This is a genomic window from Erwinia sp. L03-1 (genome assembly GCF_058686115.1).
Genome location: NZ_CM178762.1, coordinates 1,542,095 through 1,569,044, shown reverse-complemented (window position 1 = coordinate 1,569,044; position 26,950 = coordinate 1,542,095). Strand labels below are relative to the sequence as shown.

Genomic DNA, 26,950 nt, shown 5'->3' with positions numbered 1-26,950 from the left:
TTTTCCCGCGCTGGTACTAAAAAAAAAGGCAACCGCCTGAGCGATCGCCTTTTTATTATTGTCCAACTCAAATTTATTAAAACCAGCCGCTAAACCACTCCGGCATAATAAACAAATTGTAGTAGCTGACCAGCGCCATTATGCCGACAAACACCACTGAAACCGAGACCCACTGTCGGGCATACGGGATAAAGCGGATGCCAATCACCGGCTTAATAAAGAATGGATGGGCAAAGGCCGAAATGAGCACCTGAGAAATAGACAGCGTCAGCGCCACATACCAGACGTTGGGGTAGAGCCAGGTGGTGGCCAGCACCAGCACCACAATGATGCTTGCCACAATATTCCAGTAAAACTCGACGTTAGTCCGTCCGTTTGCCTGCGAAATTGCGCCCGTCAGGCCGCCCATTGGACGCAGCATGCCGAAGAGAAGCATCAGCGGTATCAGGTGGCCGACGGCTTCATGTGCGCTGCCATAAAGCACCCGCACGATCACCGGTGAAAGGATGCCGATCGCCAGATACATCAGGCTGCTAAACAGCATGATCGCCAGCGTGCCTTTCAGGAACAGCTTCTGAAGCTGCGCCGGTTCATGCTGCTTTTCAGCAAAGCGCGGCAGCGCCAGGCGGTTGATCACCGGCGTAACCAGCTTAAGTGGCTGAAGCACCAGCTCTTTTGCCAGAGAATAGACCCCCAGCATATCGGCTCCCATGACCTTACCCACAATCAGGGAGTCGGCCTGAGTACGCAGCTGATTTATCGTCTGGGATCCGAGCTGATAGACGCCATATTTAATCGAGCTGAAAAAAGTGGCTTTATCAAATTCAAAGGTGGGTCGCCAGGCTTTATCGCCAAACCAAATCATGCACAGAATACGCATGGCGGCATTTGAAAACAGCCCCAAAATAACAGCGGCAACGTTGAGAGAGGTAAAAAAGAGCATGGCAACGGTAAATATAAATGCCAGGAATTTGGTGACCATCTCTATTTTCGCCAGCAGCACCATCTTTTTGGCTTTAATAAAATGAGCCTGATATTGCGACAGCGAACCCAGCACCAGAAAGTTCAGACTGGTGAGCATAATCAGTCCGGTCAGCTGAGGAATATGATAGAAATGTGCGATGGGCCAGGCGATGGCGATCAGCAGCAGCCCGGTTATCAGGCTCAACAGGACGTTAACCCAGTAGATGGTGCTCTGCTCTTTCCGGGTGATGTTCTGGCGATGCACGATATAGCTGCTCATCCCCATATCCTGCAACACCATCGCTACCGCCAGAATGGCGTTGATGATAGCCAGAACGCCCAGTTCATGGGCCTCCAGCCTGCGGGCCAGCACGCCCAGCTGCACGACCTGTAATACGGCGGCGAAACAGGTGCCGCCAAACAGCCAGGCGGCCTGATGTTTTAAACTACTCACGCAAGTTGCTCCAAAAGCTGTGCCAGCTGGCGATAAGCAATATGCTGATTGAACTCGGTTTCTACCCTGGCGCGTGCGGCCGCTACGACCGGTGCCACGTCAATATCGCTTTTCGCCAGTTTGAACAGGATGTCACTTAATGCTCTCGCATCGCCTTCCGGCGCCAGCCAGCCTGAGACGTTATTTTCAATGAGCTCAGGAATGCCGCTGTGATCGGTTGAGACCACGGGCAAGCCTACGGCCATGGCTTCCATCAGGGCAACCGGAATACCCTCCATATCGCCGTCAGCAGCGGTCAGGGAAGGCAGCAGGAAGATGTCGGCTTCATCCAGGTAGCGCTTAATCTCTTCCTGGGGTTTGAATCCGACCATTTTCACGCAGTCTTCCAGCTGTGCCGTACGAATGGTGTCACGCAGTGTCTCTTCCAGGTCACCGTTGCCGATGATGGTATATTCAAAATTCGCGCCCTGTGCCTTAAGGTATTTGCAGGCCTCAACGGCGACGCCCAGCCCCTTTTTCTCGGTCAGACGTGCGACAGAGACGATGCGCAGCGGCGAGTGCAGCGACTCACGCTCTTTCAGATTGAATTTCTCTGGCTCAATGCCCATGCGCGTCACGTGAATTTTTTCAGGCGGACAGCCCATGGCAATCAGTTTGTTTTCCCACAGATGGCTGATAGGCAGCATCAGTTCGGACTGGCGGAACAGGTTGGCATAGTCCTGCTTATGCTCCTCAAGAATATGCCGGCGGGAAATATCTGCACCGTGGAATACGGTCGCCTGTTTGCCCCGCAGCACATTCAGTTCCCGCAGCTTATTCGCCAGCGCACCGGCGTAACCGAAATGCACCAGGAAGACATCGGCGGTAAAGGTCTTCTTCGCATGGGCAACGATGGCAGGCAGCAGAAGCTTGCTGGACTGCGCGCCATAGCGCCCGATATTGAAGGATTTCAATGTGGTCAGGCTGAGGATTTTCGGCAGCACAATCTGCAGGCGCTGCTTCAGCTTGTCCGCGTTGCTCACCTTCTCTTCCGGCAGCAGATAGTGCGTTTTTTCTGCCAGATTGTAGCGATCGAATGCGCCATGGCGGTTCACCAGATCGCCAGGGAAGACGGAGATAATCTCCACGTCATAGCCGCTGTCGATAAAATGGATGACCTGATTGAGCACGAAGGTCTCTGACGAGACCGGAAATCGCATTGTGAAGAATGTAAGTTTCATCGGTTCACCCTAAATGTCTGACGACGTCTGCGGTAATGTTGTTACCCAGAACTCTCTCCTGCTCAACTGCGAGGTCAACCTGCTGTTTTACGGCGTCGTAATTGTCCAGAATGCTGTTAACCCGGGTGATGATGCTGCCATCCATCAGGCTTTTCACATCCGTTGCCATCTCTGGCAGACCCAGCTGGTTCATCACACCCAGAGATTTGTGCTCATAGTTGATTGCCACGGCGGGGGTGCCAAAGTTCATGGAGATAATAGCCGAGTGCAGTCGGGTGCCGATGGTCAGATGGGATTCGCCAAGCAGTATCCCCAGTTCCAGGTCGTTAAACTCATCCATGATGACGTGATACTGATCTTTCTGCACAATGCGGTCGCGCAGCGTCATCGCCACCATACGGTCATCTTTGTTATAGCTGTCAATGCCGGTGCAGGTGGAGAGGGCAACGACCTGATAGCCCCGGTCGATGACCGCATTGATCACCTTAGCAAACGCCTCTTCGTACTCCTGTTGCGTGACGCCCAGGCGCTTATCAAAGGGGGCCAGTTCACGCACGGTTATGGCGACGGTTTTTTTCGCGGCAATCAGCTTCTGCCAGTGCTGCAGGTTATGGCTGGGGTTTTCAACGCTGCGGGCGCGAACCAGAAAGGCGGTATCCGCACCGGAGACCACCTTTTCCGTGGTGATGCTGCCCTTTTTCATCATTTCAAGACTGACGCTTTCACGCAGAACCAGGCTGTTAACGCGTGAAAAAACGAAGTTGGCTATCTCGTTAAATCTCTCTTTCTGGAATGGCCCGACGCTGTGCCCGATCATATAAATCGGCTTCTTTGCCAGCAGCGCGCAGAGCGAATGCTCAAACTGGAGCGGCCCATACAGGTCAACGAAAAATGAGCCGCCGACCTGGATAATCGCATCGTATTGCTTAAGACGGTTGGTAAATTCCTGGAGATATTTTGGCACGGCAAACGATTTAAACAGCCCGCTGCCGCTGATGTGCGCCATCATAATTTTTGGCATCAGGCGGCGTTTGATTTTATCGGTCAGGCTATTTTTGCCCTTCTTTGTTTCAAGAAAGAGCTCATCCGGCATGACCGTCTGCTGTAGCAGGTAGCCAGAGCTGGTTGGATAGCGACTGATGATATCAATGTCCAGATCGTTCCTTGCGAGGTTAAGCGAGTCAATAAGACCGCGTAAAATAGCGCCATCACCACGGTTTCCACATGTATGATTGCCAACTAATAAAATCTTCATAACAACTCCAGAAAAATTTTTGTAATTTTACAAACCGTCACTAACCATAAGTGGTTAATTAATAAGTATAATTGTTCAAAATACCTGCCAGAACACCCATCAATACTGCCTCGCCACTTAATCCATCCGCGATCCGCAACCTGCCAACTGACTCGCTGATGCCGGGCGGCACTCTGGCCGCCCCTTTTTGTTACCCTTTCAATGCAAAATAAGGCACGGCAACCTGTTTGCCGTTAATCACCATCGACACATAGCCTTCGGCCTGTGAGGTATTCACCTCTTCAGCTTTTAACAGCCGTGATTCCAGCAGCACATCGCCCTGCTCGTTAGCCCCAATCCCGGCTTTTCCGTTGTGGAGGGTGAAGCGCTGTAGCGCCTGATGAGCATTTCCGCCTGAAGGTTTATCTGCAAAGGCCATTTTGCTGTCGAACCGCGCGCATTTGCCAGTCATAAACCGGTCCCGGGCGGTCGACTTCATCAGTACGCCAGCGGATGCCAGCCAGCCTGCCAGCTTGACGTAAACGCGGGTATCGGTGTCATAGGGCGTTTCGTACATCACGTCGAGGATCGGGCTGGCCCCTTCTGCATGCCAGCTGGCTTCGAATTTATGTGCTTTACGCTGCAGGCTGATTATGGCCTTGCCGCCGGTGGTTTTGCCGTCCACCACCTGGTTCAGCAGGCTCTTATCGGTGCCGTTGCTGTAGGAGGACTGGCCGAAAATTTCGATTTCCCAGTTGTCGCCGACGTCGGGCGTAAAGATGTTGCCCAGCTCGTACCACTTTTCCTGATTGGTATTGTTGATGATGCGATAGCGCGACGTCAGGTAGTTGTACTTCATGCTGCCGTCAACGGCGATGCCGTAGGACTCCACGCGCGTTGAGCCTCGCTCATAGGCGCTCAGCCATTCGTGGTCGCCCAGCGAGTTGTCTATCCAGCTTCCGGCCTGCAAATTGGTCTGGCGCATATTCAGGCGGGAATTGTGGGCTATCAGCGGATTCGGACAGGTTTCCAGGCTCAGGGCATCAATGATCCACTGGCCGTTGGAAATGTTGCCCGGATGTTCGGAGTGCTCAATCCAGCCGTTATGGATCAGTGACTGACCGCAGCGCTCAAGGTTAAGCACCATCCCTTTGGTACAGTATTGCGCATTGAAGTTTGAGAGCTCGATCGCCGTGCTGTGGTCCCACTTACCTTTCGGCAGGTTTGACCAGACGGACTTGATCACATCGCCGGTACAGCGCAGGGCGTACCACTGGTCGATTTTACAATCGAGCGTATCCATCAGGCTGAGTGAGGTGCCGCCGACCTGAACAAAACGCAGGCAGGCGCCGCGGAAGAACTGTCCGCCTTTGCAGGTATTGTTAAAGAAGCCCTGCCCGTTGTCTTTTACGTCGGTGCGACCGTTAAAGTTCAGGTTGCTGACCTCCACCCAGCGGGCGTTAACCTGGAAAACAAACCCGGGTTTGCCGTCGGAGACGATATTGGTGGCCGGGAAGTAGCCGAAGTTGACCATGGCCCCACAGACGCGGAAAAAGCGCGTCTGCTCGCCGGAGAAATCACAGGCGCTGACGAAGAAGTCACCGGCGGGAAACTGAATGCAGATCTGCTGGTTGGCCTTTTGCGACCAGGCATACATCGCTTTGATGGCCGGTGCCGCGTCGGTTTTACCGTCGTCGATGGCACCAAAATCAAACAGCGTCAGGCGGTTGAAATCGTCCACCACGCGCCGCCAGTGGAAGTCGGTCCCGGAGAAAATCACCCCGCCGTCATCCGGCGCGGCGCTCAGGCTGCCGACGAACTCGCCACCGCCCTGCTCCAGCCCGTTATGCCAGCTGCTGAGCTTAACCTTGGCCCCTTCGAACAGCGGACGCGTTTTTCGCAGATCGTCAACGGAGGCGATTTCGCCAATCAGCTGGTAACCGGCGGGCTGCGACAGGCGCTTACTGAAGGTATTTGCCCCCGGATGGCTGACGTCAGGAATATTGAACAGAACGTTTCCGCCGTCATCCACCACCGCCATGGAGTGCGCGGGCGTGGCAATCAGCGCGCCGTTATCGGCGATAAACTTCTGAAAGGTCCCCTCGTTGAGCGCAATAGGCTGTTCAATCTTAGAGAGCTTACCGCTGGCGTTACGCAGGAAAACATCCGTCAGGTTAGCTGACTGAGTCGGATCGGTGCCGACTTTACCAATGTACAGCTTGCCACTGAAGTTTTTCCAAAAGCGGTCAGGCATGGTGTAGATATTTTCAGGCGTCAGGATCGGGACGTCTTCTTTAGGCAGATCGCTTACCGGTACCTCTTTCAGCGACACGGCGGGCTCTTTTCTGGCAGCCTGGCTCGAGAACGAGCTTACCGAAAGGGCGGCGAAAATGGATGAGAATGCGGTAATTACTTCTCTTCTTTTCATTGATGGAATCCCATAGTCAATGTGCCCCTGGAGGCGTGAATGTGTGTCCCAAAGGCATTGCCCGGCATACCAGAAACCGGTGACATTACACCAGTGAAAGCCAGCTCTCTTTAATGACCTTGCCGTCGAATTTCAGCGAGGTTTCGGCTGTTTTCGCGCTCATGGCAAAAAACAGCGCATCGTTATGTGCGAGCTGGTTCATTTTTTCAATAAAAGCGGTCCGATCATTCATCGCGACCAGAAATCCGTCCTGACTGTCGTTAATAATTTCCTGCGGACCCGTCGGGCAGTCATAGGCGACAACCGGCAGCGCCCAGGACTTGGCCTCGAGCAGCACCAGCGGTAGCCCCTCATAGCGCGAGGTCATCAATGCCATATCGCTGTCGCGGTAGTAGTCGTTGATGTTGGATACCTTGCCGACGAAGTTAACGCTGTCGGTAATCTTAAGCGTCGCCGCTTTGGCCAACAGTTCGCTTTTTAACTCACCGTCGCCCGCAATCACCAGCTTCCAGTCAGGGTTGGTGGCGGCAAAGCCCTGCCAGACGTCCAGCAGCAGGTCGAAGCCTTTCTGATGATCGAGACGGCCAACCGCCAGCGCCTGGCGGTGCCGCACGCTGCGCTGATGATTTTTATACACCACGGGGTTGGGGATAGTCTGGCTGGCGATGCCCCAGCGGGTAAAGACGCTGCGGTCTTTGTCGGTCAGCACGATGACGCGGTCGTAATAGCGTAAAAAGAGGTACTTGAGGAATTTGATCGGCTTGCCGAAAGAGTTAATCGCAATATGCTCGCAGGCGTAGGCCTTTGACGTTTTCTTTTTGCGCGCCAGCAGGCTGTAGAGAGCAAACATCACGCTCAGGCGTCCCATACTGATCAGGAAAACCGCATCAAACCCTTCCTGATTAATGCGCTGCACCGCACTGCGAATAGGATTCTTCACGCCGGCAAAGCTGACGATCTCTTTCACTTTTTCAAACGGATAAAAGGGCTGACCGGATCCTTCCAGCGAATAGACGGTCACCTGATGCGCATCGCCCAGACATTCGGACATAAAGTTGCAAATGTTTTCCGTTCCGGCATAGGAGTAGGCGTCTTTAATCACCAGCACTATTTTTTTCATCGCGAAGTCATCACCTTAATCACATCAATGTTAAATACCTGGTGCTACAAAGAATTTTCGCACCAGGCGGGCTTAGCCTGTGCCCAACTGAAACGTTTCAGTCTGCAACGCTATCTGTGCTTCAGCGCGAACAAAACCCCGTTAACCATGTACCAGACGTAATAGTAATACACTTTTAGTGGATTGTTTTTATAGATAAATCTTAATAAGTCGAGGTGCCACTTCGCCGCTTTGTTTTTATTACGCGAAAGTGAATCACCCAGCTCATAGTAAACAACCAGTTCCTTATTAATTACGCGAGCCTGCCGGTACTGTTCAAAGAGCTCATACAGGAACAAAAAGTCCTCATGACCTTTTTTCTGAAAATAGATACTGCGCGCGGGTCGTCGGTAGCAGACGGAGGAAAAACAGATACGAAACTGCTTTTTCACAAAGCTGTCTTTCATCAGCAAGGGCTTGTTGTAAGTGACGCTGTAGGATTTGGTGCGGGAGTTGTAGCCATAATGCGAGATGACCAGATCGTCACCCGCTGCCAGGGCCTGAACCTGAAGCATCAGTTTATCGCGCTGCCATTCATCATCGCTGTCCAGAAAAGCGATAAACTCCTCTTTTGCGGCGCGCAGGCCAACGTTACGGGTTTCGGCCGCGCCGAGATTGACCTCATTATTGAGCAGGGTAATACGCGGATCCCGGCAGTGCTCCTGCACCAGCGCCAGCGAGTCATCGGTCGATTTATCATTAATCAGATAGATGCGCCAGTCCGTCCAGGTTTGATCAAGTACCGATTGTACCGCCCGCAGGACCGTGCTGTGCGCATTGTACATGGGGATGATGATGCCCACCGTGCCGATTTGATTGTTCATCTGATATCCTGAATCTGAATCGTTAAAAGCCAGCCCTGCCGGGGCAAGGGACGGCAGTCAGCATCGCTGCAAACTGAACGATTAAAAGGGTTATACGTAAGACGGCCAGGGGAACCCTGGCCAGTTAATCAGAAAAGCCTGAAGAGTGGTGCAACGCTGTAGCCGTCGATCGACTGTACGGACAGGATGGTGTTATAAGCCAGATAGTAGGACGTCATGGCAAACAGCAGCGCGAAGTTGAGGATCACGTTCCTGATACGCAGCATCAGGAAGGCCAGCAGCAGTGGCTCACAGTGCAGGAACAGGTTCCCCACCCTGCCTCCCAGAATCGAGAAGTCTGAGAAGACGATACGGACGGCCGCACCAGCGGAGTAAGCGATAAACAGCAGGTAGGCCAGGCGATCTTTTTCCGTGATGGAGTTGCGGAAGTAGACCACCGTAAAAAAGGCAATAAAGGCGATGTTCTTTAAGTTCGCCAGACCGAAAACCGGCGAGGCGACGTCAAAGTTGGTCCCGCTGTAGCCCATGGCCCTGTCACCGATCACCGGTACGATCCCCAGCGAGTCAAGAAACAGCCTTTTACCGCCGACTATCCCCAGTGGAATAGCGGCAATCACCATCGCCAGGCCAAAGTATTTACGCTCTTTCAGGAACAGGAACGGCGTCACCATTAGCACGGCATAGCCGGTTGAGTGCGACTGCGAACTGAGCACCAGAAAAATAATCGCCAGCAGGTATTTCCGTCCCGCGGCGGAGCAGATGCAGGCCACCGCGAAAGCGCTGGAAAGACCGAAGCGGATCTGGTTCATATCCTTATTGATAAACAGGTGCGCAGAATAGAGACAGAGCGAACACAGAATCAGCGGCGAATATTTTTTATAGATCCACGCGTTGGTCGATACCGCGATAAATGCAATGAACAACAGGAAGTAGTAGCTCTGCTGGGTAAACCATGACAGCACCCACGCCAGCAGCATAAACAGATTTTCGTACCGATAAACGTTGGCTACGGTCTGATAACCACTCATTTCCGTCTGACGGGAAAAGTCGTGGAAAAAGCCCAGATATTGCCAGTCATCAATCCCGGAACCGGGTCCCCTCATCCCGGCGAAAAGGATCAGGCCAACCGCACCGATAAAGAAGAAATAGGTCACTACCCTTTGCATTTTAGGCTGCGTCAGCTGGCCAATGGTTGCCAGCTCAAAAAGACAAAAAATGAGCAGTGTGTAGCTAATTATCCAGTATATCGCCATTCTTTTCCCCACCGCGCTATCTTTCCTGGCGGAAGATAACGCTATTTTCTACCGAACCGCTGGCTGACTTTATCCTTCAAACGATTGATAAAGTAGGTACGGTTATCTTTATTTGTTAAGAAAAAGTAGCGAATAAAACTCACGCTGGCCTGGAGAGACTTGCCATCCATTTTGTATCTCAGCGGCAGCTTATACGCTTTATAAGTATTGATATCGCGCTGGGTGAGATAAGGCTTCATGGTATCCAGCCAGAAAAGTGAGTAGTTAACCGACTCGCCCTTATGTTTAGACCCAAATTGAGTGATCAGATGATAGTTAGCCAGAGGCTGCTCAATCATCACGAACTCATAGCCCTTTTTGTCTGCACGGATGCAGAAATCATAATCCTGATGGCGAATATAGCGGGTGTCGAAGCGAATATCTTCGGCATATTCGCGCTTCATCACCAGGGTACTGGTCTGAATAAAGCCGTAACAGCCAAACAGATATTCCGCCACCGTCTCGTTGCGGCCTGGTCGCTGCATCGGCATCACCTTCAGGAAATGACCATCCTGGATGATATTGACCTGGCTGAAAATGATGCTCTTCTGGCGACCCTCGGCTTCCAGTCGCTGAATGGTTTTCACCGACTCCAGCAGCTTGTCGTGGTGCCACTCATCATCCGCATCCAGGAAGCTGATGTAATCCCCGGTCGCCAGCTCAATGCCTTTATTACGGGCACCCGAGCCATTCAGTTTTTCCTGCGACAGCACGAGGTTGATTTTGAGCTTACTGTATTTTTCCGACTGCACTACCGCGGCTAACTTATCCGCGTCGCTGGATTTGTCATCAACAATGATGACCTCAAAGTTTTGCCAGGTCTGCGCAGCCACGCAATCTAATGTGGTTACGATAGATTCAGATGCATTGTATGCAGGAATAACTATCGAAAAGAAAATATCCTTCATTGCAGGCACCTTTAAACGTCTAAAAGAAACGGCCTTAATCGCCACGCTATCGGAAGTAAAGTGACCTTCCCTCAGATGGGAAGGTCATCGCACTCCGCTAGCTTTTCGCATCCTGCTTGTAGCTGTAATCGTAATAGTCGTAGCCGTATCCATAGGCGTTAGCCGCTTTACGCACCACGGCGTTAAGGATCACACCTTTAATCTCAATGCCGTTCTGGGCAAAGCGCTTATAGCTGATATCCAGCTCTTTCAGGGTGTTGGTTTCAAAACGCGCCACCATCAGCGAGGTACCGGCCATCTTGCCGATAACCGAAGCATCGGTCACCGCCAGAATCGGTGGCGTATCAATCAGCACCAAATCGTAGTTCTTGCTCGCCCATGCCAGCAGCTCCTGCATACGGTTATGCATCAGCAGCTCGGACGGGTTAGGTGGCACCTGTCCACGCGGCAGGAAATCAAATCCGTAAGCGCCCTGCTGGATCAGTTCGGTGGTGAACGGCGTTTTACCCGACAGAATGTTGGACAGGCCCGTTTTGCTGCTTGCCCCTAACAGTTCGTGGGTATAGCCACGGCGCATATCACCATCAATAAAGAGCACTTTCTGACCGGCTTTCGCCACCAGCGTCGCCAGGTTTGAACAGATAAAGGTTTTACCAATACCCGGGCTGGCGCCGGTAATCATCAGAATGTTGTTTTTCGCTTCCATCATCGCAAAGTGCAGGCTGGTACGCAGGCTGCGGATCGCTTCGATTGACAGGTCAGTCGGGTTACCCAGCGCCAGCAGCGTGTTATGCGGGTCGGTTTTGCCCAGACCGCGCTTCGTCAGCGCTTCCGTATCCTTCTTACGCTGCCATTCAGACAGTGGGACGCTCGCATAAACGTTCATACCCTGCTCTTCCAGCTGATCCGGGCTGTCGATGCCGTGGTGGAACAGCGCTTTCAGCAGGATATAGCCGACGGAAACCACCAGACCTAACATCATGCTGGCAAGGATCAGCAGCATCTTCTTCGGTGCAACCGGGCTGCCTGCCGTTTCCGCATGGTCAACGACGCGAACATCGCCGACGGTGCTGGCTTTGCTGATGTTCAGTTCCTGCTGACGATTCAGCAGCTGCATGTAGATCTCCTGACCGGACTGAACGTCACGCGTCAGACGCACGATTTCCTGCTGGGTCTGCGGCATCTGACCAATTTTCTGGTTCAGCTGCTTCTGCTGATTTTCCAGCGTCTGGCGTTTTTCCAGCAGCGCGCGGTAGGTTGGGTGATCCTTGGTGAACAGCTGAGAAACTTCGGCTTCCTTAAAGGTCAGCTCGTTAAGCTGGCTCTGGATGCTGACCGATGAATCCAGCGCAGATTTCGCTTCAAGCGACATATCGACTGAATCATTCTGGCGACGATAGCTGTTAAGCTTATCTTCCGCGGCATCAAGTTTTTCACGCACGTCCGGCAGCTGCACCTTCAGGAACTCAAGGCTCTTCTGAGCTTCCGCGGATTTGCGGTCAATATTCTGACCCACATAGTTATCGATCAGTTGATTCAGAACTTTACTGATCAATACTGGATCTTCGCCGGTGTAGGTCAGACCCAGTACGCCAGTGTCTTTACCTTTATCCGCTACCGCCAGATTATCGGTCACCAGTTTGATCGCCTGCAGGTCCGACAGTTTGGTGACCGTGAAGTCGGTCCCTTTATCAACCTGCTGGATGCCGCTGACCAGCATACTCACGCCATTATGATTTTCCAGCTGGCCTACTTTACCTTTAAACAGCTCTTTACCGTCTTTGCTAACGGTGTAGCTGTCCGGGCCGTTAACCTCAACCTCGAGTTCACGCTTTTCCCAGTCGGTCGGTACGGTAAGCTGGGGGATCTCAAGCTGACCCGGCTTATTGCCCATAATGCGGGACAGGCCTTTACCAATCACCGGCAGGTAGTTTTGCTGAACCAGCACGTCCAGCCCCAGATCGTGAACGGTTTTACCCACCACCATACGTGAGGTGACGATCTCCACTTCCGTGGCGGACATCGGCTGCGCGTTCGGCATCATCTGCGTCAGGTCGTTCAGCACGGTATTGGAATTTTTGTCTTCCACCTGCACCATCGCGTCGGCGCTGTAGATTGGCGTGGCAAACAGGCTGTACAGCGTACCCAGCAGCATAAACAGCGCTGTGACGGCCACAATTACCCAACGATGGTCAATCAGCTGCCCCACCAGATGCGCCAAATCCCATCCGTTAGATTCCTCTTTCGGCGCAGACGGTACCTTACTTTTTATATTCATGGATAATCCCAACTATCGGCTTAATGCGTTGACCCATTTCTGGGCAGCGTTTTCGAGTAATCCGTACACAGCTTCAAAGGCTTCGCGGCTTTTCTTGTAGGGATCCGCTATCTCCTGCTGGTTAAGCCAGTGACCAAACAACATGGTCTTGCCGCGTACGGAGGGGTTAATACGATTGACCTGATCCACATGTCTTTTTTCCATCACCAGAATCAGGTCGTAATCCCGGCACATGCCCGAGGTGAGCTGCTGAGCCACGTGGCCATCCAGCGACAGGCCATGTTCGCTGGCAACGCTGCTTGCCGTACCGTCAGCCGCATAGCCCGTCATTGCGCTAAGGCCCGCAGAGGCAATCTTTTTATCGGGCAGCGCCGCTTTCAGCAGCCGCTCCCCGGTTGGAGAGCGGCAGATATTGCCGACGCAGACCACTAAGATCGAATTAATCATAATGTTCCCGGAGAATTACCAGTTATGAATAGTCTGTACGTTGCGCGTCGCATCGTAGAGGCCGCTAATGGTTGGGACCAGCTGTGAAATAACACGGTTCCAGTTCGCCAGAGGCGTCGCGGTCACATAGACGATGTCATAAGGCTGGAGCTGGAATTCGGAACCCATCACCATCGCCGAGGCGTCTTTAGTATTCAGCTGATAAATATTGGCGATCTTGCTGCGGTTCTGCCCTTTGATGGCGCGAATAACGAATACACCAGTAGCATTAGCCGTCGTCTGATCCATGCCCTGCGCGCTGCCCAGCGCTTCAGCCAGCGTCATGCCGCTGCGGTCCATTTTCAGCGTGGCCTGCTGTTTCACTTCACCCATCACAAAGACCTTCAGATCGTCATTGCGCGGAATGTAGAGAATGTCGCCAGGGTAGAGCAGATGGTTTTGCGACAGGTCGCCGTTTTGCATCAGCGCCTGGAGAGAAACGGGGATCTCTTTGCCATTGTGAGTGAGGACGACGTTACGCCAGTCGGCGTTCTGCGTCAGACCTCCTGCTGCGTTAACGGCATCAAGGATCGTTAAGGGGACGTTGGTAATCGCCTGCTGGCCGGACGTGGTGACTTCACCCGTCACGTAGGCTTTCTGCGATTTAAACGAGGCCACGCTGACGTCAACCTGCGGGCTTTCAATATACTGTGCCAGGCGGTTCGAGATTTCATCACGAACCTGCTGTACGGTACGGCCTGCTACGCGGACGCGACCAATATAAGGATAGAAGATGGTGCCGTCAGAGTGAACCCAGTTGCCGGTATCGCTGGCGCTGCGGTACTGACCGGCAGGGGTGGTCAGCTCTGGGTGATCCCAGACGGTAACGGTCAGGACATCGCCAATGCCGATCCGGTACTCATAGTTCTGCAACTCATTTTGCAGGCCGCTGTTCGGCTGGGCAACCACGGGCTGCGGACGCATCTGCTCCACCAGGCCCGGCGTCAGAGGGAAGACGTTAACGTACTTATCAATATCAAAATCGCTGTCTTGTTGCTTAATAACGTCTTTTCCGCTGGTGGAAAGACCAGAGCCCGGTGCAATAGTACATCCGGACAGAAGAGCTGCTGATACCATCAGGGGTATCAATTTCGTTTTGATTGTAATCATCTATCTCATCGCTATCAGTAATTTGATTGATAGTGGCGAATCCGCCGCTGTGTAGCGTCATGCAAAAGTTATAAAGTGAGTCTCACATCAGGCGCTGTAACTGTCAGTCATTTTAATTAACTCCCTATCCTTTTATGCCTTGCCGGTTTGATTAAAACCGACGCTTAACATTCGTCAATAAAAAAGTTTGTTTAGCTAGCAAGTCAATGACAGTTAACAGTCAAAAGACGCTGGTAATACAGAAACAGGCCTTGCGACCTGCTCCCGATTGACGGGTAACCCCGTGAATCAATAGGCACCATCACGTTTTAAAACAACGCCGATGGTTTTGAACAGAATGGCGATATCATTCCACAGCGACCAGTTTTTGACGTACCAGGAGTCAAAATAAACGCGTGTTTCATAATCAACATCGTTACGCCCGCTGACCTGCCAGAGGCCGGTCATACCCGGTTTTGCCATAAAGTAGTAGTCAACGTCACCGGCGTAGCGCTCCAGTTCATCTTCGATAACCGGACGCGGCCCGACCAGACTCATATCTCCGCGCACCACGTTCCACAGCTGCGGCAGCTCATCCAGGCTGGTTTTACGGATAAAGTGGCCGATACGCGTAATGCGTGGATCGTTTTTCAGCTTAAAGTCTTTGTCCCATTCGGCGCGGGCCACGGGATCGGTGCGCAGCACTTCTTCCAGCACTTCCTTCGAATTCACTACCATTGAGCGGAATTTAAGGCACTTGAACTTGCGCCCATTCATCCCGACACGCTCATGGCCATAGATAGGTTTACCGCCGTCGCGCGCCACCATAAAGATCAGTACGGCCAGCGCAGGCATCAGCATGGTAATAATCCCCAGCGCCCCGACCAGGTCGAACGCACGCTTCAGGATGCGGGATGTACGCTTAGCCAGATTATTGCTGACGCGCAGGATCATCACTTCATGGCTGAAAATATAGGCCATGTCCGTACCATAAAGGGGAACGCCGCGCAGGGAAGGGATAACCGAAACGGAACGGCAGTTGTGCTTGGCGAGATTCTTCAGCCAGAGGTCGCGATACTGACTCTGTTCGTACTCCACCGCGACGATGAACTGCGTTTCGCTGTTCACTCTCTGCCACAGCGACTCTTCATCACGAATAACGGGTACGCCAAACAGAGCAAGTGCGGGAGTGGTGTTATCAACATCGTAGAACGCGACGACGTCAAAGCCCATCACTTCTTCGCTTTGCAGCGCCAGCCAGGCTTCCTCGGCGTTCTTGCCGCTACCGATAATGATCGACTGTTTTTTCCACAGCCCGTAGTGATTAAGCACGCGCTTGACCAGTGCACGACCAATCGGGATCAGTACCAGTGCTAATAACCAGGTCATCACCCAAATCCAGCGTGACATATCCCACTTCGAGAGGGCGGTAATGGAAAGGTCAATCACCGAGAAAATCAAAATGCTTTTGAAGATCTCTTTTAATTCAAACCAGAAAGGCTTGCGATAGGTGTAGTGTCGCAGACGCACCCAGAACCAGCCAATACAAACTATTGAGAGGATGATGTGTGTGGCAATTTTTAAATGAAGATCCTGCGAGGAAATATCTTCCAGCATATGGCCTGGAAACGCTTTAATCAGCAGGATAGCAATAAATAAAGAGGCATTAAATAAAATGAGATCTGAGAGAGCCAGTGACAGTTTAATCAACAACCCTTTGAAGGTGTATTCAATATCGCGCATAGTTAACTCTTAATTATTTTTCGAAAGCCTGTGCTTTATTAATTCCATCACTGGAAATAATTGCGTGTTTTTTAATCACGTCATTTATTACACAGAAAACGTATTTGGGAGTCGTGTAAAAGGTCATCTTAACTGACGTTGCAGCAGAGAATTGACATGTAAAATCAACAACACATGACGGGTCACAAGAGAATTGAACGGAGCTAAAAGCCCTCTCCGGACACGCTACCGCCCCTGGCTTGTAGCTGCCAATGCGCTGTAACGCTCATATTTTGTTGGTTTTATCCTGTCCTCTCTGAGCGGCAGGCTAACGTGTTTCGTCTTAATGTGCGTATGTTCGCAAAAAAGAACATCGAAATGCCGTTTTGCCACATAACCACAGACATTTCCTAACACGTTGCTATACTAGTTATAAATGGCCTGTTTACAAGAGTCTCTCCCCGCCCGCACTGTCTTTTAGGATTAAGACTACCTTTGCTGCCAGACTGTCGCGCACATATCCTGTATCCCCTGTGGTTGAAATTGAGATTTACTCCCTGTGGGACTAAGATTAATCCTGAACACTTTCTCTCCACCCGTTAAGTATCTACCAGATTGCTTTACCCACCTATACGAATAATCTTGAAAAGCGTGCGTACGCTAATTGGTAATGGCGCGACAGAGTGATTTCATTTGATGATTATCCCTGCCGTGGTTATTTATCAGAGCCAGCTTCCGCCGCTGATGGGTTTATTTGTGGTATTGATCAGGATTCACTATCATCATAAAAATTTCTTAACGCCGATTGGGTGAGTATCTAATGTTGGAATGGATCGTCGATCCGTCTGTGTGGGCCGGGCTGGTGACGCTTATTGTGCTGGAACTGGTACTGGGCATCGATAACCTTGTTTTTATTGCCATTCTTGCTGAAAAGCTCCCCCCTGCCCTGCGCGACAAAGCGCGCATAACCGGGCTGCTGCTGGCGCTGGTGATGCGTTTGCTGCTGCTGGCGTCCATTTCATGGCTTTCGTCTTTAATCACGCCGCTGTTTACCCTTGCCGGTCACCCATTTAGTGCACGGGACCTGATTATGCTCACGGGCGGGGTTTTTCTGCTGTTCAAAGCCACCATGGAGCTGAACGAGCGTCTGGAGGGAAAGGATGCAGACGAAAATCCACAAAAGCGTGGGGCTAAATTCTGGCCGGTAGTGGCGCAGATCGTGGTGCTGGATGCGGTGTTCTCGCTGGACTCGGTCATTACCGCCGTGGGCATGGTCGACAGCCTGGCCGTGATGATGGCGGCAGTGATCATTGCCATTTTCCTGATGCTGCTGGCCAGCAAGCCGCTGACGCGTTTCGTCAATGCGCACCCCACCATCGTGATTCTGTGCCTGAGCTTTCTGCTGATGATTGGCTTTAGCCTGGTGGCGGACGGCTTTGGTTATGCCATCCCTAAAGGCTATCTCTACGCGGCCATTGGCTTTTCAATCATTATTGAGGCGCTTAATCAGCTGGCGCAGTTTAACCGGCGGCGTTTCCTGTCTGCGAAATCTCCGCTGCGTAAGCGTACGGCAGAAGCGGTGCTTCGCCTGCTGCGGGGCGACCCTGACCGCAGCGAGCTGGACAGCGAAACTGCGTCTCTGGCACCCGACTCCGCTGAAAACCAGGCCATCTTCAACAAGCAGGAGCGAATGATGATTGCCCGCGTACTGGGCATGGGACAGCGCACCGTCAGCAGCATCATGACCTCCCGCCACGACGTGGAGCACGTCGACCTCGGCGAATCGCCGGAGAAGATAATGGCGCTGCTGGACAGTAATCAGCATACGCGGCTGGTGGTCACGGATAACAGTGACGACCCTCTGGGCGTGGTTCATGTTATCGATCTGTTGCAGCAGGCGCTGCACGGCAACAGCCTGGATATCCGCGCGCTGGTACGTCAGCCGCTGGTGTTTCCGGAACAGCTTACCCTGCTGCCTGCGCTGGAGCAGTTTCGCAACGCGCGAACCCACTTCGCTTTTGTCGCGGATGAATTTGGTTCGATAGAAGGCGTCGTGACGCTGAGCGACGTGATGGAAACCATTGCCGGGAATTTACCCAATGAGGGGGAGAATAGCGATCCCCGCTACGACATTCAGCAAAACGTCGATGGCAGCTGGACGGCAAATGGTCATATGCCGCTGGACGATTTGGTCATGTACATGGCGCTGCCAATTGATGAGAAGCGCGATTATCATACCCTGGCAGGATTACTGATGGAGCATATGCAACGGGTGCCGCAGGCAGGAGATGAGATTCAGATCGGCGACACGCTGTTCCGTATCCTTCAGGTTGACAGCCATCGGGTGCAGAAGGTGCAGATTGTTCCGCTGGCCGTCAGCGAAGAAGATTACGAGGTATAGGCTTCGGGGAGTGGAATAGGTTTCTCAGCGTCAGGATCGAGGCAACGAAACCCTTCTCAGATACGCGCTCCAGGTCCAGAGAATGGCGTAAAGCAGGGCCGGGGGATCCCTCCCTCCCGGCCTCGTTTATAAATCCTTAATCAGCTTCTGCACGGATCCGCGCTTATCGCTGTTCTGATTACGATCGGCCCACTGCTGCAAACGTTTTTTCGCCTCATCCTGTAGCTGCTGTCGCAGCACCTGATCAATCTGCAATGAGTAATTCAGCGCCGACCAGGGCCCGTAAACGCGTAGCGGCACGGGGGTTTGTTGCAGGCGCCGGACGATCTCGTCATCACCCTGCCAGCCCTGCGTCACTGTGATACCAAACGTCATATCCGCCTGCTGGTTTGCCAGGTTCACCCCCCCCTCGCCGCTGTAGTTCAGCATCGACGAGGTGCCCTTTAGCGAATCAAAGGCCAACAGGCCCTTATTGAGCGTGGCGCCGGCGGTGATATGCTGCAGTGCGCTACCTGCCGGATGGTCAGACGGCCCGCGCACGCGATCGCTGCTACGCTCAACCGCACGCTGGATCATCTGCTGAAAGTTAAGCCCCGCCATCTGGGCATCCGACAGGCTGACGTCCGCCCTGCCCTGCCAGTCGTGCCGGAACGAACGCACTGACAGGCCTGTTCCGCTGAAATTCCCGGTCAGGCTGAGGTTTCCACTCAGCGATGCCGGAAGGTCAAACGCCTGCAACAGTGGCGCCACGGGAATATCACTGAGTACCGGCTGAAAGGCGATAGCCGACACGGCATTTGCCACATCTATGCGCCCCGGCAGCGAGAACTCTCCCTCACCAACCTTGCCGCGCAGGGTAGTGAGATTCAGAATGCCCTGCTGACTGGCCGCATCAACCTGCACCTGATCCAGGTCCATCCCGCGCCAGCGCATTTTGTCGACGGTGAGATTAAGGCTGCCGTCCAGCGCATTTAACGGTGAATCGGCATTACTCCGCTGGGCGGGCTGGGCAATAACCGGTCCGGGAGCGGCGCGCTGGGCCTGTATGCCCTGGCTGCCGTTACTGCCATTAAGCGTCAGCCCCAGCAGGGAATCCATGTTCAGCGAGGGAGAGTGTAAATTAATATCGAGCTTTGGACGTTCGGCCAGCGTGCCGCTGACGCTTCCCGTCAGCTGACTGTCGTTCGCCTGCAGCGAAAGGTTTTTCAGGCTGAACGCCTGGCTGTCACCCTGCCAGCTCAGCTGCATATTTGCCTGACCCTTCACGCCGTTGGTCGGCAAATCCGCGCCGGTGAGCTGGTAGTCAAGCTGATTAATGGTCGCTGAGAACTGCCCGGGATAGCGGCTCATATCCGTATCCGCGTTAACATGCACCAGCAGTTCGCGCTGATCGCGACTGATGCGACTGCTCAGATCCAGATGTGCCTGTTTCTGCCTGTTCTGGGAGAGCTGAAAATTCAGATCGCGGAAATTAATTTGCTCGCCATTGCTTTGCTGCCAGATCAGCAGGCTGTCTGCCATGCGCAGTTCGTCAATATCAAACTTCCATCCCCGGCTGGTTTCCGGCGGACGGCTATCCCGGGGCGCCATCGGCGTATTCGCGGGCTGCTGACTGTCGCTGTCGGGCGTCATACGGATAACCGCGCCTTTTAGCATCACCTGCTTAACCGACAGCTGGTGAGAGAGAAGAGGGAGAAGGTGCACGTCCAGACGCATATTTTCCGCGCTGACCACCGGCTGTGCGGCCCCGGGCGCAGTCAGGCTCATCGGCCCCGACAGAATGCTTAGCTGTGGCCAGACGTGCCAGCGCAGATCGCCATTCAGTGCCAGCCGGTAGCCGCTACGCTGTTCCACCTGGCTGGTCATATAGGTGCGAAAGTCGTTAGGATTGATCAGCAATACCAGCGCAGTCATTCCGGCTACTATCACCACCAGCAAAATGGCCAGCGTGGTAATGAATCTTTTCATGCCTTCCCCTCAGTGCCTGAGACTTAATCTTTGTCGATACGGCTGGCATCAGCGCCCTGCTGACCCTTATATTTCGCGTCCTGCCGACGGTTATAGGGTCGGGCCGCCGGTCCTGAAAGCGGTTCAAAACTCAGTGCGCCAATCAGCATACCCGGACGTAGCGCCAGAGGCAGCTTACCTGAATTATAGAACTCAAGCACGATACGTCCCTGCCAGCCGGGATCGATACGGTGCGCCGTCACGTGCACCATCAGGCCGAGGCGCGCCAGCGAGGAGCGGCCATCCAGCCAGCCGACCAGGTTATCCGGCAGGGTCACGGACTCAAGCGTGACCGCCAGCGCCAGCTCGCCGGGATGAAGATAGAAAGCTTCGCCTTCCGGCAGCACGATCTCATCGCTCATGACGCGATCCAGCGCGGCACTCACCTCATCCTTAGGGCCGCTCAGATCAATAAAGGCGGCCGTGTGTCCACGAAAGGTCCGAAACTGGTTGCCCAGGCGCACATCCACGGTGGCTCCGTTAATGCGTTCAACCGGTGGGCGCGGCGCAATGTCAAGCTGCCCGCTGTCGAGCCAGGCTTCAATGTCGCTGTCGCATAATCTCATGGTGGCGTCTCCACTAGGTCTGAATGGGCTAAAACTGGCAGGAAGGCTGGGACAGGTGCGCTTCCTGCGCGTTGTGCCACCCGCGCCCTTCATCTGGCAACGGGTGACCTTATCCTGCTATTCGAAGAACTGATTAATTTTGGCTTTCAGAATATCAATGGCGATACGGTTTTTACCCCCGCGCGGCACGATAATGTCGGCATACTGCTTGGAAGGCTCAATAAATTGCAGGAACATTGGACGAACGGTTTTCTGGTACTGCGCCATGACCGAATCCATGGAGCGGCCCCGTTCGTTAACGTCACGCTTCATACGGCGCATCAGACAGATATCCAGCGGCGTATCGACAAATATAGAGAAGTTCATCTCCTGGCGCAGTCGGGCGTCGGTCAGCAGCAGGATGCCTTCAAGGATAATGACCTTCTTCGGCTTAAGCTGGATGCACTGTTCGGTACGGGTATGCTCGACGTAGCTGTAAACCGGCAAATCGATCGCCTGCCCGGCCTTAAGCCTCTGCAAATGCTGGAGCAGCAGGCTGTGATCCATGGCGCTGGGATGATCGTAGTTGGTTTTCACCCGCTCATCCATGGTCAGATGGCTCTGGTCTTTGTAGTAAGCGTCCTCAGGGATCACACCAATATTTTCATCACCGACCCGGTCGCGGACTTCGCGATAGAGCGTACTGGCAATAAGACTTTTCCCGGAGGCAGATGCGCCGGCGATACCTACGATGACGCACTGGTGCGACTTGTCAGTCATAAATTAAAGACCTGGTTACTGATTGTCAGAGACAATGGAGAGGAGGATTTCGCGCGTAATTATAGGGATTTCGGGGGTTTGATGCCAGCGAAATGCGACATGACGCTTTTAAGACTTTCCCGTTATGCGCTAAAGAGGTTCACCGTTAGAATGACAATAGTGAGACAGGCTTCACAATTTTAGCCCGGTCATTGCGCCTGGCAAACGACAGACAAACAATGGATCACGACCAGACAGCCCCGGGTGAAAGCCCGTCTGCCCCGTAACACAATAAAAAGGAAATCAGGTGTCCTGGCATATTTTGCATTTTTTGACCTATTTCGGCGACAGCATGTTGCTTATCCCGACCGCCGTCATCATGGCTATTTTGATTAACTGGAAAAACAGCGACCGTCGTGCGGTTTGGTACTGGGTGCTGGCTTTTTGTGCCGCAGGCGCGATTGTCAGCCTCTCTAAAATTGCCTTTCTCGGCTTTGGCATCGGCAGCGCACGCTATAACTTCACCGGATTCAGCGGCCACAGCGCCATGTCCGCGACGCTATGGCCAGTAATGCTCTGGCTGCTGAGCGGCCGTCTGCCCCCACTCTGGCGGGGATTTGCGGTCGGCATCGGCTATCTTATCCCGTTAATGGTCGGCGCATCCCGTCTCATCCTCAACTACCATTCCCATAGCGAAGTCTTCGCGGGGCTCATCCTCGGCTTTACGCTGAGTAGCGCCTTCCTGGTCAGCCAGCGCCATGCCCAGCTTAAGGGCTTTTCTACCGGCCAGCTCACTATTGCTCTGCTGCTGCCCCTGGTGCTGCTGGGCCACGGAAAACTGGCCACCACGCAGCAGTTCCTGCAGCGTCTGTCGGTGCATATTGCCGGTATCGATCATGCCTGGACACGCGCTGAGCTGTTAAAAATGCGCCAGTAGTACGCAAGCCCGGCTAATCAATCGTCCGAATAACGCACTGTTTTGAATTCTGGCAGGCATTCAGAAAGGGTTATGCTAGCATGTTCTGAGCAACGCTTACTGCGCTGACGTGACCGCCTGTCCCCGCTGGAATTGTTAATGACGACTCAGACTCCTTTACAGGCTAGCCCGACGGCTTTATCCCACGGGATGCTGGCGTTATCGCTTGGCGCACTCACCTTTTCGCTGGCGATATTCTGCCTGATGCTGATTAAACTCGGGGGGCCTGTTTCGCCACTGTGGTTCCCCACGGCGCTGATGACCATCGTCGTCTTCCGCCTGCCGTTCACCTCCCTGCCCCTGATCCTCCCCGCCTGCCTGGTCGGGCTGACCGGGGCAAATGCTATGATGATGGGCCCCTCCCCGGAGGTCGTGACCTTTGCCCTGCTTAATCTGCTTCAGGCTGCTTTCGGCGGGGCAGTGCTGCGTCGTCTGGTTGACCCCCTGGCACCGCTGGATACCTTGCTGAGTTGGGTAAAAATCGTGGCGTCAGTCGGTTTGCTGGTACCGCTGCTGGGTGGGGTGGTCGCCACGCTGCTGCTCAACGTCGGCGATCGTTCGAATCTGCACTTCTTTTCTACCTGGGTTATCTCGGAAATGATTGGCATGCTGGTGCTGGGGCCGGTCTGCCTGCTGTGGCGCAGCGACTATTTCCACAAAAACTTTAGCCAGCACGTGCTGCTGGAAACCCTCCTGACCCTAGTCGGAACGCTCGTGTTGAGCTATCTGGCATTACGTTATCTGCCGTGGCCCTTTACTTTTGTTATTGTTGTGCTGTTTTACAGCGCGGTACGCCTGCCGCGCTTCGATGCATTTGTGGTCTTCCTGGCGACGCTGGCGATGATGTCCCTGATGCTCACGCTACATCTGCTCGATTTGCGCTCAAACAGCGGGTGGTTTACTACCCGTACCCCCTGGCTGCCCTTCCTGATGGCCATCATTCCCAGCCATATTATGACGCTGGTGATGCACTCTTTTCGCGAAGAGAAGAAGCACATTGTGGAGAGCGAAACCCGCTTTCGCCACGCCATGGAGTTTTCAAAAATTGGCATGGCGCTGCTCTCCCCGGAGGGGCAGTGGGTACAGGTGAATAAATCGCTCTGTTTGCTGCTGGGCTATCAGACGCACGAACTGTTGCAGCTCACCTTCCAGCAGATCACCCATCCCGAAGATGTCGGGGCCGATCTTGCCCACGCCCGGACGCTTCTACAGGGTGAAGAGGAGAGCTACAGCCTTGAAAAGCGCTATTACCATCGAAGCGGCAGGATTGTCTGGGCAAGACTCGCCGTCTCGCTGGTGCGCGATGGCGAACGTCAGCCGCTCTATTTTATCTCGCAGATTGAAGATATCACCGAGCTTAAAAAAACCGAGGCGATCAACCGTCGTCTGATGCAGCGGATCACCCTGGCCAATGAGGCGGGCGGTATCGGCGTGTGGGACTGGAACCTGCGAACCGGCAGGATAAACTGGGATAAACGGATGTGTGAGATTTATCAACTGGCGGAAGACGCGCAGCCGACCTATGACACCTGGGCTGACATGCTCCTGCCTGCCGACCGGCAGATGGCCACGGACGCATTCAACCTGGCCACCCTGACGCCCGCGCCGCTGGATATTCACTTTCGCATTAACACCGCGTCGGGCATTCGCCATATTCGCAGCCAGTCGACGCTAGTGCTGGACGAAAAGGGCCAGATGGAAAGGATGCTGGGTATCAGTCAGGACATGACGACAATGCGCCTGCTGACAGATGCGCTCTACCAGGAAAAAGAGCGGATGCATATTACGCTGGATTCGATTGGCGAAGCGGTGATCAGCACCGATAAAGCGATGCGGGTAACCTTTATGAACCCGGTAGCGGAAAGTATGAGCGGCTGGACGCAGGAGAACGCGGCGGGTAAGCCGATCGGTGATATTCTGCGTATAACCCGTGGTCATAGCGGCCCCGCCATGGAGATCCTGCTGGAGGGCGAACCGTCATGTGAAGTTACCCTGCCGGATATCGACAGGGAGCTGGTGCTGCATAACGCGGCCGGCACGCAGTATGAAATTCACTACACCATCACGCCGCTGAAAACTCAGGAAGGGGAGAGTATCGGCAGCGTACTGGTGATACAGGACGTCAGTGAGTCGCGGAAAATGATGCGCCGCCTGAGCCACAGCGCCTCACACGATATGCTGACCCGCCTGCCTAACCGCGTCAATTTTGAGCTCCAGCTCCAGCGACTGCTGCAATCGGCACGGGATGATCTTCAGCAGCACGTACTGGTATTTATCGACCTCGATCGCTTTAAATCGGTGAACGACAGTGCAGGACACGCGGCCGGAGATGCCCTGCTGCGCGAGCTGGCAGGCGTCATGAGGCAACGGTTAGGCAGTGGCGACATGCTGGCACGCCTGGGCGGTGACGAATTTGGCGTACTGCTGACCGACGTGACGCTGGAGGAGGCACGCGAGAGAATTTCCCGCACGGTACTGGCAGTGAACGAATACCGCTTTATGTGGCAGGGTCAGCGCTACCCGATTGGCGCCAGCGCGGGCATTACGCTGATCAATCGCCATAACTGCAACGGCAGCGAGGTGATGGCGCAGGCCGATCTCGCCTGCTACAACGCCAAGCATAGCGGGCGCGGGCAGTTCTCAGTATACGATCCCGCTCTGCTTAAGCATCTGAACCCCCTGCTCTCTCGCCGTGAAAACGAGTAGCCCGACGCGCTCACCCCACTCAGATCAGGCGATTTAATCGCGCGGGGTTCTTGCTCTCCACGCGGCCCTGGGCTAAAGTCCCCCCCTTTTTTCACCGCTCGCGGAGGGGACATATGTTTATCGGCTTTGATTACGGTACGGCAAACTGCTCGGTAGCCATCATGAACGAGGGCGCACCCGAACTGCTGCCTCTGGAGCAGGGCTCGACCTTACTGCCCTCGATGCTGTGTGCACCGACCAGAGAGGCCGTCAGTGAGTGGCTTTTTCGTCACCATCAGGTGCCCACGCCGGACGCGGAGAATCAGGCGATCCTGCGCCGCGCGGTGGCCTTAAATCGTGAAGAAGATATCGACGTCACCCCCGGCAGCGTGCAGTTCGGCCTCGCCTCGCTGGCGCAGTATATGGAAGACCCCGAGGACGTCTGGTTTGTTAAATCCCCTAAGTCGTTCCTCGGCGCAAACGGACTTAAACCCCAGCAGGTCGCCTTTTTTGAAGATCTGGTGTGCGCCACGATGCTGCATATTCGCCAGAAGGCTGAGCAACAGCTTAACGGCAGCGTCAGCCAGGCGGTGATTGGCCGCCCGATCAACTTCCAGGGGTTAGGCGGCGATGAGGCCAACCGTCAGGCGCAGGGAATTCTGGCGCGGGCAGCCTCCCGCGCAGGCTTTAAGGACGTTGAGTTCCAGTATGAGCCCGTCGCGGCCGGACTGGACTTTGAAGCGACCCTCACCGCCGAAACGCGCGTGCTGGTGGTGGATATTGGCGGCGGTACCACCGACTGCTCGATGCTGCTGATGGGGCCCGAGTGGCATGACAAGGCGGATCGTAGCAGTAGCCTGCTGGGCCACAGCGGCTGCCGCGTCGGCGGAAACGACCTGGATATCATGCTGGCATTCAAAGAGCTGATGCCGCTGCTGGGATTAGGCGGCTCGACCGTTAAGGGCATCAACCTGCCCGCCCTGCCCTGGTGGAATGCGGTGGCAATTAACGATGTACCGGCGCAAAGCGACTTCTACGCCACCGCCAGCCGCAGACAGCTGCAGGATTTGATCCGCGATGCCGCCGAGCCTGAAAAGGTGAAACGGTTATTAAAAGTCTGGCAGCAGCGGCTGGGCTATCGGCTGGTTCGCGCGGCGGAAGAGAGCAAAATCGCCCTGTCGGATCGCCAGCAGGTTGGCGCACCGCTGAGCTTTATTGAGGCATCACTGGAGACGCTTATCAGCGTGGATGCGCTTCAGGCGGCCATATCTCAGCCGGTTGAGCGCATAAAGGAGCAGGTGAAACTGGCGTTAGCCGCCAGCGGCACCCGCCCGGATGTGGTGTTCCTCACCGGCGGCAGCGCGCGCTCGCCGGTGCTACGCCAGGCGCTAAGCGAACTGCTGCCTGACATCCCGCTGACCAGCGGCGATGACTTCGGCTCGGTCACCGCCGGACTGGCGCGCTGGGCGCAGGTGATGTTCCGCTAAAGCCTTATGCCGCGCCAGCGAGGTTCAGCTAAG

The 26,950-nt window shown here is 54.2% G+C and carries 19 protein-coding genes; 4 read left to right on the top strand and 15 right to left on the bottom strand.

Annotated features, from left to right (window positions below):
* Positions 1-76 precede the first annotated feature (76 nt).
* The 12 genes from AC4PCC_RS07115 to wbaP all read right to left on the bottom strand — a co-directional run bounded on the left by AC4PCC_RS07115 (position 77) and on the right by wbaP (position 16,078).
* Entirely contained in the window at positions 77-1,417 is a 1,341-nt protein-coding gene (locus AC4PCC_RS07115) for a lipopolysaccharide biosynthesis protein (RefSeq protein WP_492126872.1), read from the bottom strand.
* The gene (locus tag AC4PCC_RS07110) at positions 1,414-2,637 is read right to left on the bottom strand and encodes a glycosyltransferase (RefSeq protein WP_492126871.1); all 1,224 of its coding nucleotides are present in this window, start codon (positions 2,635-2,637) and stop codon (positions 1,414-1,416) included. The genes AC4PCC_RS07115 and AC4PCC_RS07110 overlap by 4 nt, the downstream gene beginning before the upstream one ends.
* A 4-nt stretch (positions 2,638-2,641) precedes the next feature.
* Entirely contained in the window at positions 2,642-3,892 is a 1,251-nt protein-coding gene (gene wcaK / locus AC4PCC_RS07105) for a colanic acid biosynthesis pyruvyl transferase WcaK (protein WP_492126870.1), read from the bottom strand.
* A gap of 190 nt (positions 3,893-4,082) precedes the next feature.
* Positions 4,083-6,299 (bottom strand): phage tailspike protein, encoded by a 2,217-nt coding sequence (locus tag AC4PCC_RS07100; RefSeq protein ID WP_067708456.1) that lies wholly within the window; start codon positions 6,297-6,299, stop codon positions 4,083-4,085.
* Between the two features lie 85 nt (positions 6,300-6,384).
* Positions 6,385-7,419: a glycosyltransferase gene (locus tag AC4PCC_RS07095; RefSeq protein WP_492126869.1), complete on the bottom strand. Its 1,035-nt coding sequence runs from the start codon at positions 7,417-7,419 to the stop codon at positions 6,385-6,387.
* Positions 7,420-7,529: 110 nt separating this feature from the next.
* Complete coding sequence (locus AC4PCC_RS07090) at positions 7,530-8,282, bottom strand: glycosyltransferase family 2 protein (RefSeq protein WP_067708462.1); 753 nt, start codon at positions 8,280-8,282, stop codon at positions 7,530-7,532.
* Positions 8,283-8,410: 128 nt separating this feature from the next.
* Entirely contained in the window at positions 8,411-9,535 is a 1,125-nt protein-coding gene (locus AC4PCC_RS07085) for an EpsG family protein (RefSeq protein ID WP_492126868.1), read from the bottom strand.
* Between the two features lie 41 nt (positions 9,536-9,576).
* Positions 9,577-10,482, bottom strand: a complete 906-nt coding sequence (locus AC4PCC_RS07080) for a glycosyltransferase family 2 protein (RefSeq protein ID WP_492126867.1) — start codon at positions 10,480-10,482, stop codon at positions 9,577-9,579.
* A 97-nt stretch (positions 10,483-10,579) separates the two neighbouring features.
* Positions 10,580-12,760: a tyrosine-protein kinase Wzc gene (gene wzc, locus AC4PCC_RS07075; RefSeq protein WP_492126866.1), complete on the bottom strand. Its 2,181-nt coding sequence runs from the start codon at positions 12,758-12,760 to the stop codon at positions 10,580-10,582.
* A 12-nt stretch (positions 12,761-12,772) separates the two neighbouring features.
* Entirely contained in the window at positions 12,773-13,207 is a 435-nt protein-coding gene (locus AC4PCC_RS07070) for an arsenate reductase/protein-tyrosine-phosphatase family protein (RefSeq protein ID WP_492126865.1), read from the bottom strand.
* Between the two features lie 15 nt (positions 13,208-13,222).
* Complete coding sequence (locus AC4PCC_RS07065; RefSeq protein ID WP_067708480.1) at positions 13,223-14,356, bottom strand: polysaccharide export protein; 1,134 nt, start codon at positions 14,354-14,356, stop codon at positions 13,223-13,225.
* A 288-nt stretch (positions 14,357-14,644) separates the two neighbouring features.
* Positions 14,645-16,078: an undecaprenyl-phosphate galactose phosphotransferase WbaP gene (gene wbaP, locus AC4PCC_RS07060; RefSeq protein ID WP_067708484.1), complete on the bottom strand. Its 1,434-nt coding sequence runs from the start codon at positions 16,076-16,078 to the stop codon at positions 14,645-14,647.
* Between the two features lie 802 nt (positions 16,079-16,880).
* Here wbaP and AC4PCC_RS07055 point away from each other — a divergent pair.
* A complete protein-coding gene (locus AC4PCC_RS07055) occupies positions 16,881-18,458 on the top strand; it encodes a TerC family protein (RefSeq protein WP_492127464.1) in 1,578 nt (525 codons plus the stop codon).
* Between the two features lie 126 nt (positions 18,459-18,584).
* Here the strand turns inward: AC4PCC_RS07055 and asmA are convergent, their stop codons facing one another.
* The 3 genes from asmA to udk form a co-directional block, all read right to left on the bottom strand.
* Positions 18,585-20,426 carry an outer membrane assembly protein AsmA gene (gene asmA, locus AC4PCC_RS07050; RefSeq protein ID WP_492126864.1) on the bottom strand — a complete coding sequence of 614 codons (1,842 nt, stop codon included), beginning with the start codon at positions 20,424-20,426 and terminating at the stop codon, positions 18,585-18,587.
* Between the two features lie 23 nt (positions 20,427-20,449).
* Complete coding sequence (gene dcd, locus AC4PCC_RS07045; protein WP_067708487.1) at positions 20,450-21,031, bottom strand: dCTP deaminase; 582 nt, start codon at positions 21,029-21,031, stop codon at positions 20,450-20,452.
* 117 nt (positions 21,032-21,148) lie between these two features.
* Entirely contained in the window at positions 21,149-21,790 is a 642-nt protein-coding gene (gene udk, locus AC4PCC_RS07040) for a uridine kinase (protein WP_492126863.1), read from the bottom strand.
* A 286-nt stretch (positions 21,791-22,076) separates the two neighbouring features.
* Between udk and AC4PCC_RS07035 the strand changes: the two genes are divergently transcribed.
* From AC4PCC_RS07035 to yegD, 3 genes are all read left to right on the top strand, one after another.
* Positions 22,077-22,706 (top strand): phosphatase PAP2 family protein, encoded by a 630-nt coding sequence (locus AC4PCC_RS07035; RefSeq protein ID WP_492126862.1) that lies wholly within the window; start codon positions 22,077-22,079, stop codon positions 22,704-22,706.
* A gap of 138 nt (positions 22,707-22,844) precedes the next feature.
* Positions 22,845-25,451 carry a diguanylate cyclase gene (locus AC4PCC_RS07030; protein WP_492126861.1) on the top strand — a complete coding sequence of 869 codons (2,607 nt, stop codon included), beginning with the start codon at positions 22,845-22,847 and terminating at the stop codon, positions 25,449-25,451.
* Between the two features lie 113 nt (positions 25,452-25,564).
* On the top strand, positions 25,565-26,917 hold the full coding sequence (yegD, locus tag AC4PCC_RS07025; protein WP_067708498.1) for a molecular chaperone: 1,353 nt from the start codon (positions 25,565-25,567) through the stop codon (positions 26,915-26,917).
* The last annotated feature ends 33 nt before the right edge of the window (positions 26,918-26,950 follow it).

Bases quoted from the DNA above. Each gene is read 5' to 3' on its own strand.
- AC4PCC_RS07095 (WP_492126869.1), bottom strand. From the start codon at position 7,419: ATGAAAAAAATAGTGCTGGTGATTAAAGACGCCTACTCCTATGCCGGA.
- AC4PCC_RS07065 (WP_067708480.1), bottom strand. From the start codon at position 14,356: ATGATTACAATCAAAACGAAATTGATACCCCTGATGGTATCAGCAGCT.
- wbaP (WP_067708484.1), bottom strand. From the start codon at position 16,078: ATGCGCGATATTGAATACACCTTCAAAGGGTTGTTGATTAAACTGTCA.
- udk (WP_492126863.1), bottom strand. From the start codon at position 21,790: ATGACTGACAAGTCGCACCAGTGCGTCATCGTAGGTATCGCCGGCGCA.
- AC4PCC_RS07080 (WP_492126867.1), bottom strand. From the start codon at position 10,482: ATGAAGGATATTTTCTTTTCGATAGTTATTCCTGCATACAATGCATCT.
- AC4PCC_RS07030 (WP_492126861.1), top strand. From the start codon at position 22,845: ATGACGACTCAGACTCCTTTACAGGCTAGCCCGACGGCTTTATCCCAC.
- AC4PCC_RS07090 (WP_067708462.1), bottom strand. From the start codon at position 8,282: ATGAACAATCAAATCGGCACGGTGGGCATCATCATCCCCATGTACAAT.
- AC4PCC_RS07110 (WP_492126871.1), bottom strand. From the start codon at position 2,637: ATGAAACTTACATTCTTCACAATGCGATTTCCGGTCTCGTCAGAGACC.
- AC4PCC_RS07100 (WP_067708456.1), bottom strand. From the start codon at position 6,299: ATGAAAAGAAGAGAAGTAATTACCGCATTCTCATCCATTTTCGCCGCC.
- asmA (WP_492126864.1), bottom strand. From the start codon at position 20,426: ATGAAAAGATTCATTACCACGCTGGCCATTTTGCTGGTGGTGATAGTA.
- AC4PCC_RS07070 (WP_492126865.1), bottom strand. From the start codon at position 13,207: ATGATTAATTCGATCTTAGTGGTCTGCGTCGGCAATATCTGCCGCTCT.
- wzc (WP_492126866.1), bottom strand. From the start codon at position 12,760: ATGAATATAAAAAGTAAGGTACCGTCTGCGCCGAAAGAGGAATCTAAC.
- AC4PCC_RS07085 (WP_492126868.1), bottom strand. From the start codon at position 9,535: ATGGCGATATACTGGATAATTAGCTACACACTGCTCATTTTTTGTCTT.
- dcd (WP_067708487.1), bottom strand. From the start codon at position 21,031: ATGAGATTATGCGACAGCGACATTGAAGCCTGGCTCGACAGCGGGCAG.
- wcaK (WP_492126870.1), bottom strand. From the start codon at position 3,892: ATGAAGATTTTATTAGTTGGCAATCATACATGTGGAAACCGTGGTGAT.
- yegD (WP_067708498.1), top strand. From the start codon at position 25,565: ATGTTTATCGGCTTTGATTACGGTACGGCAAACTGCTCGGTAGCCATC.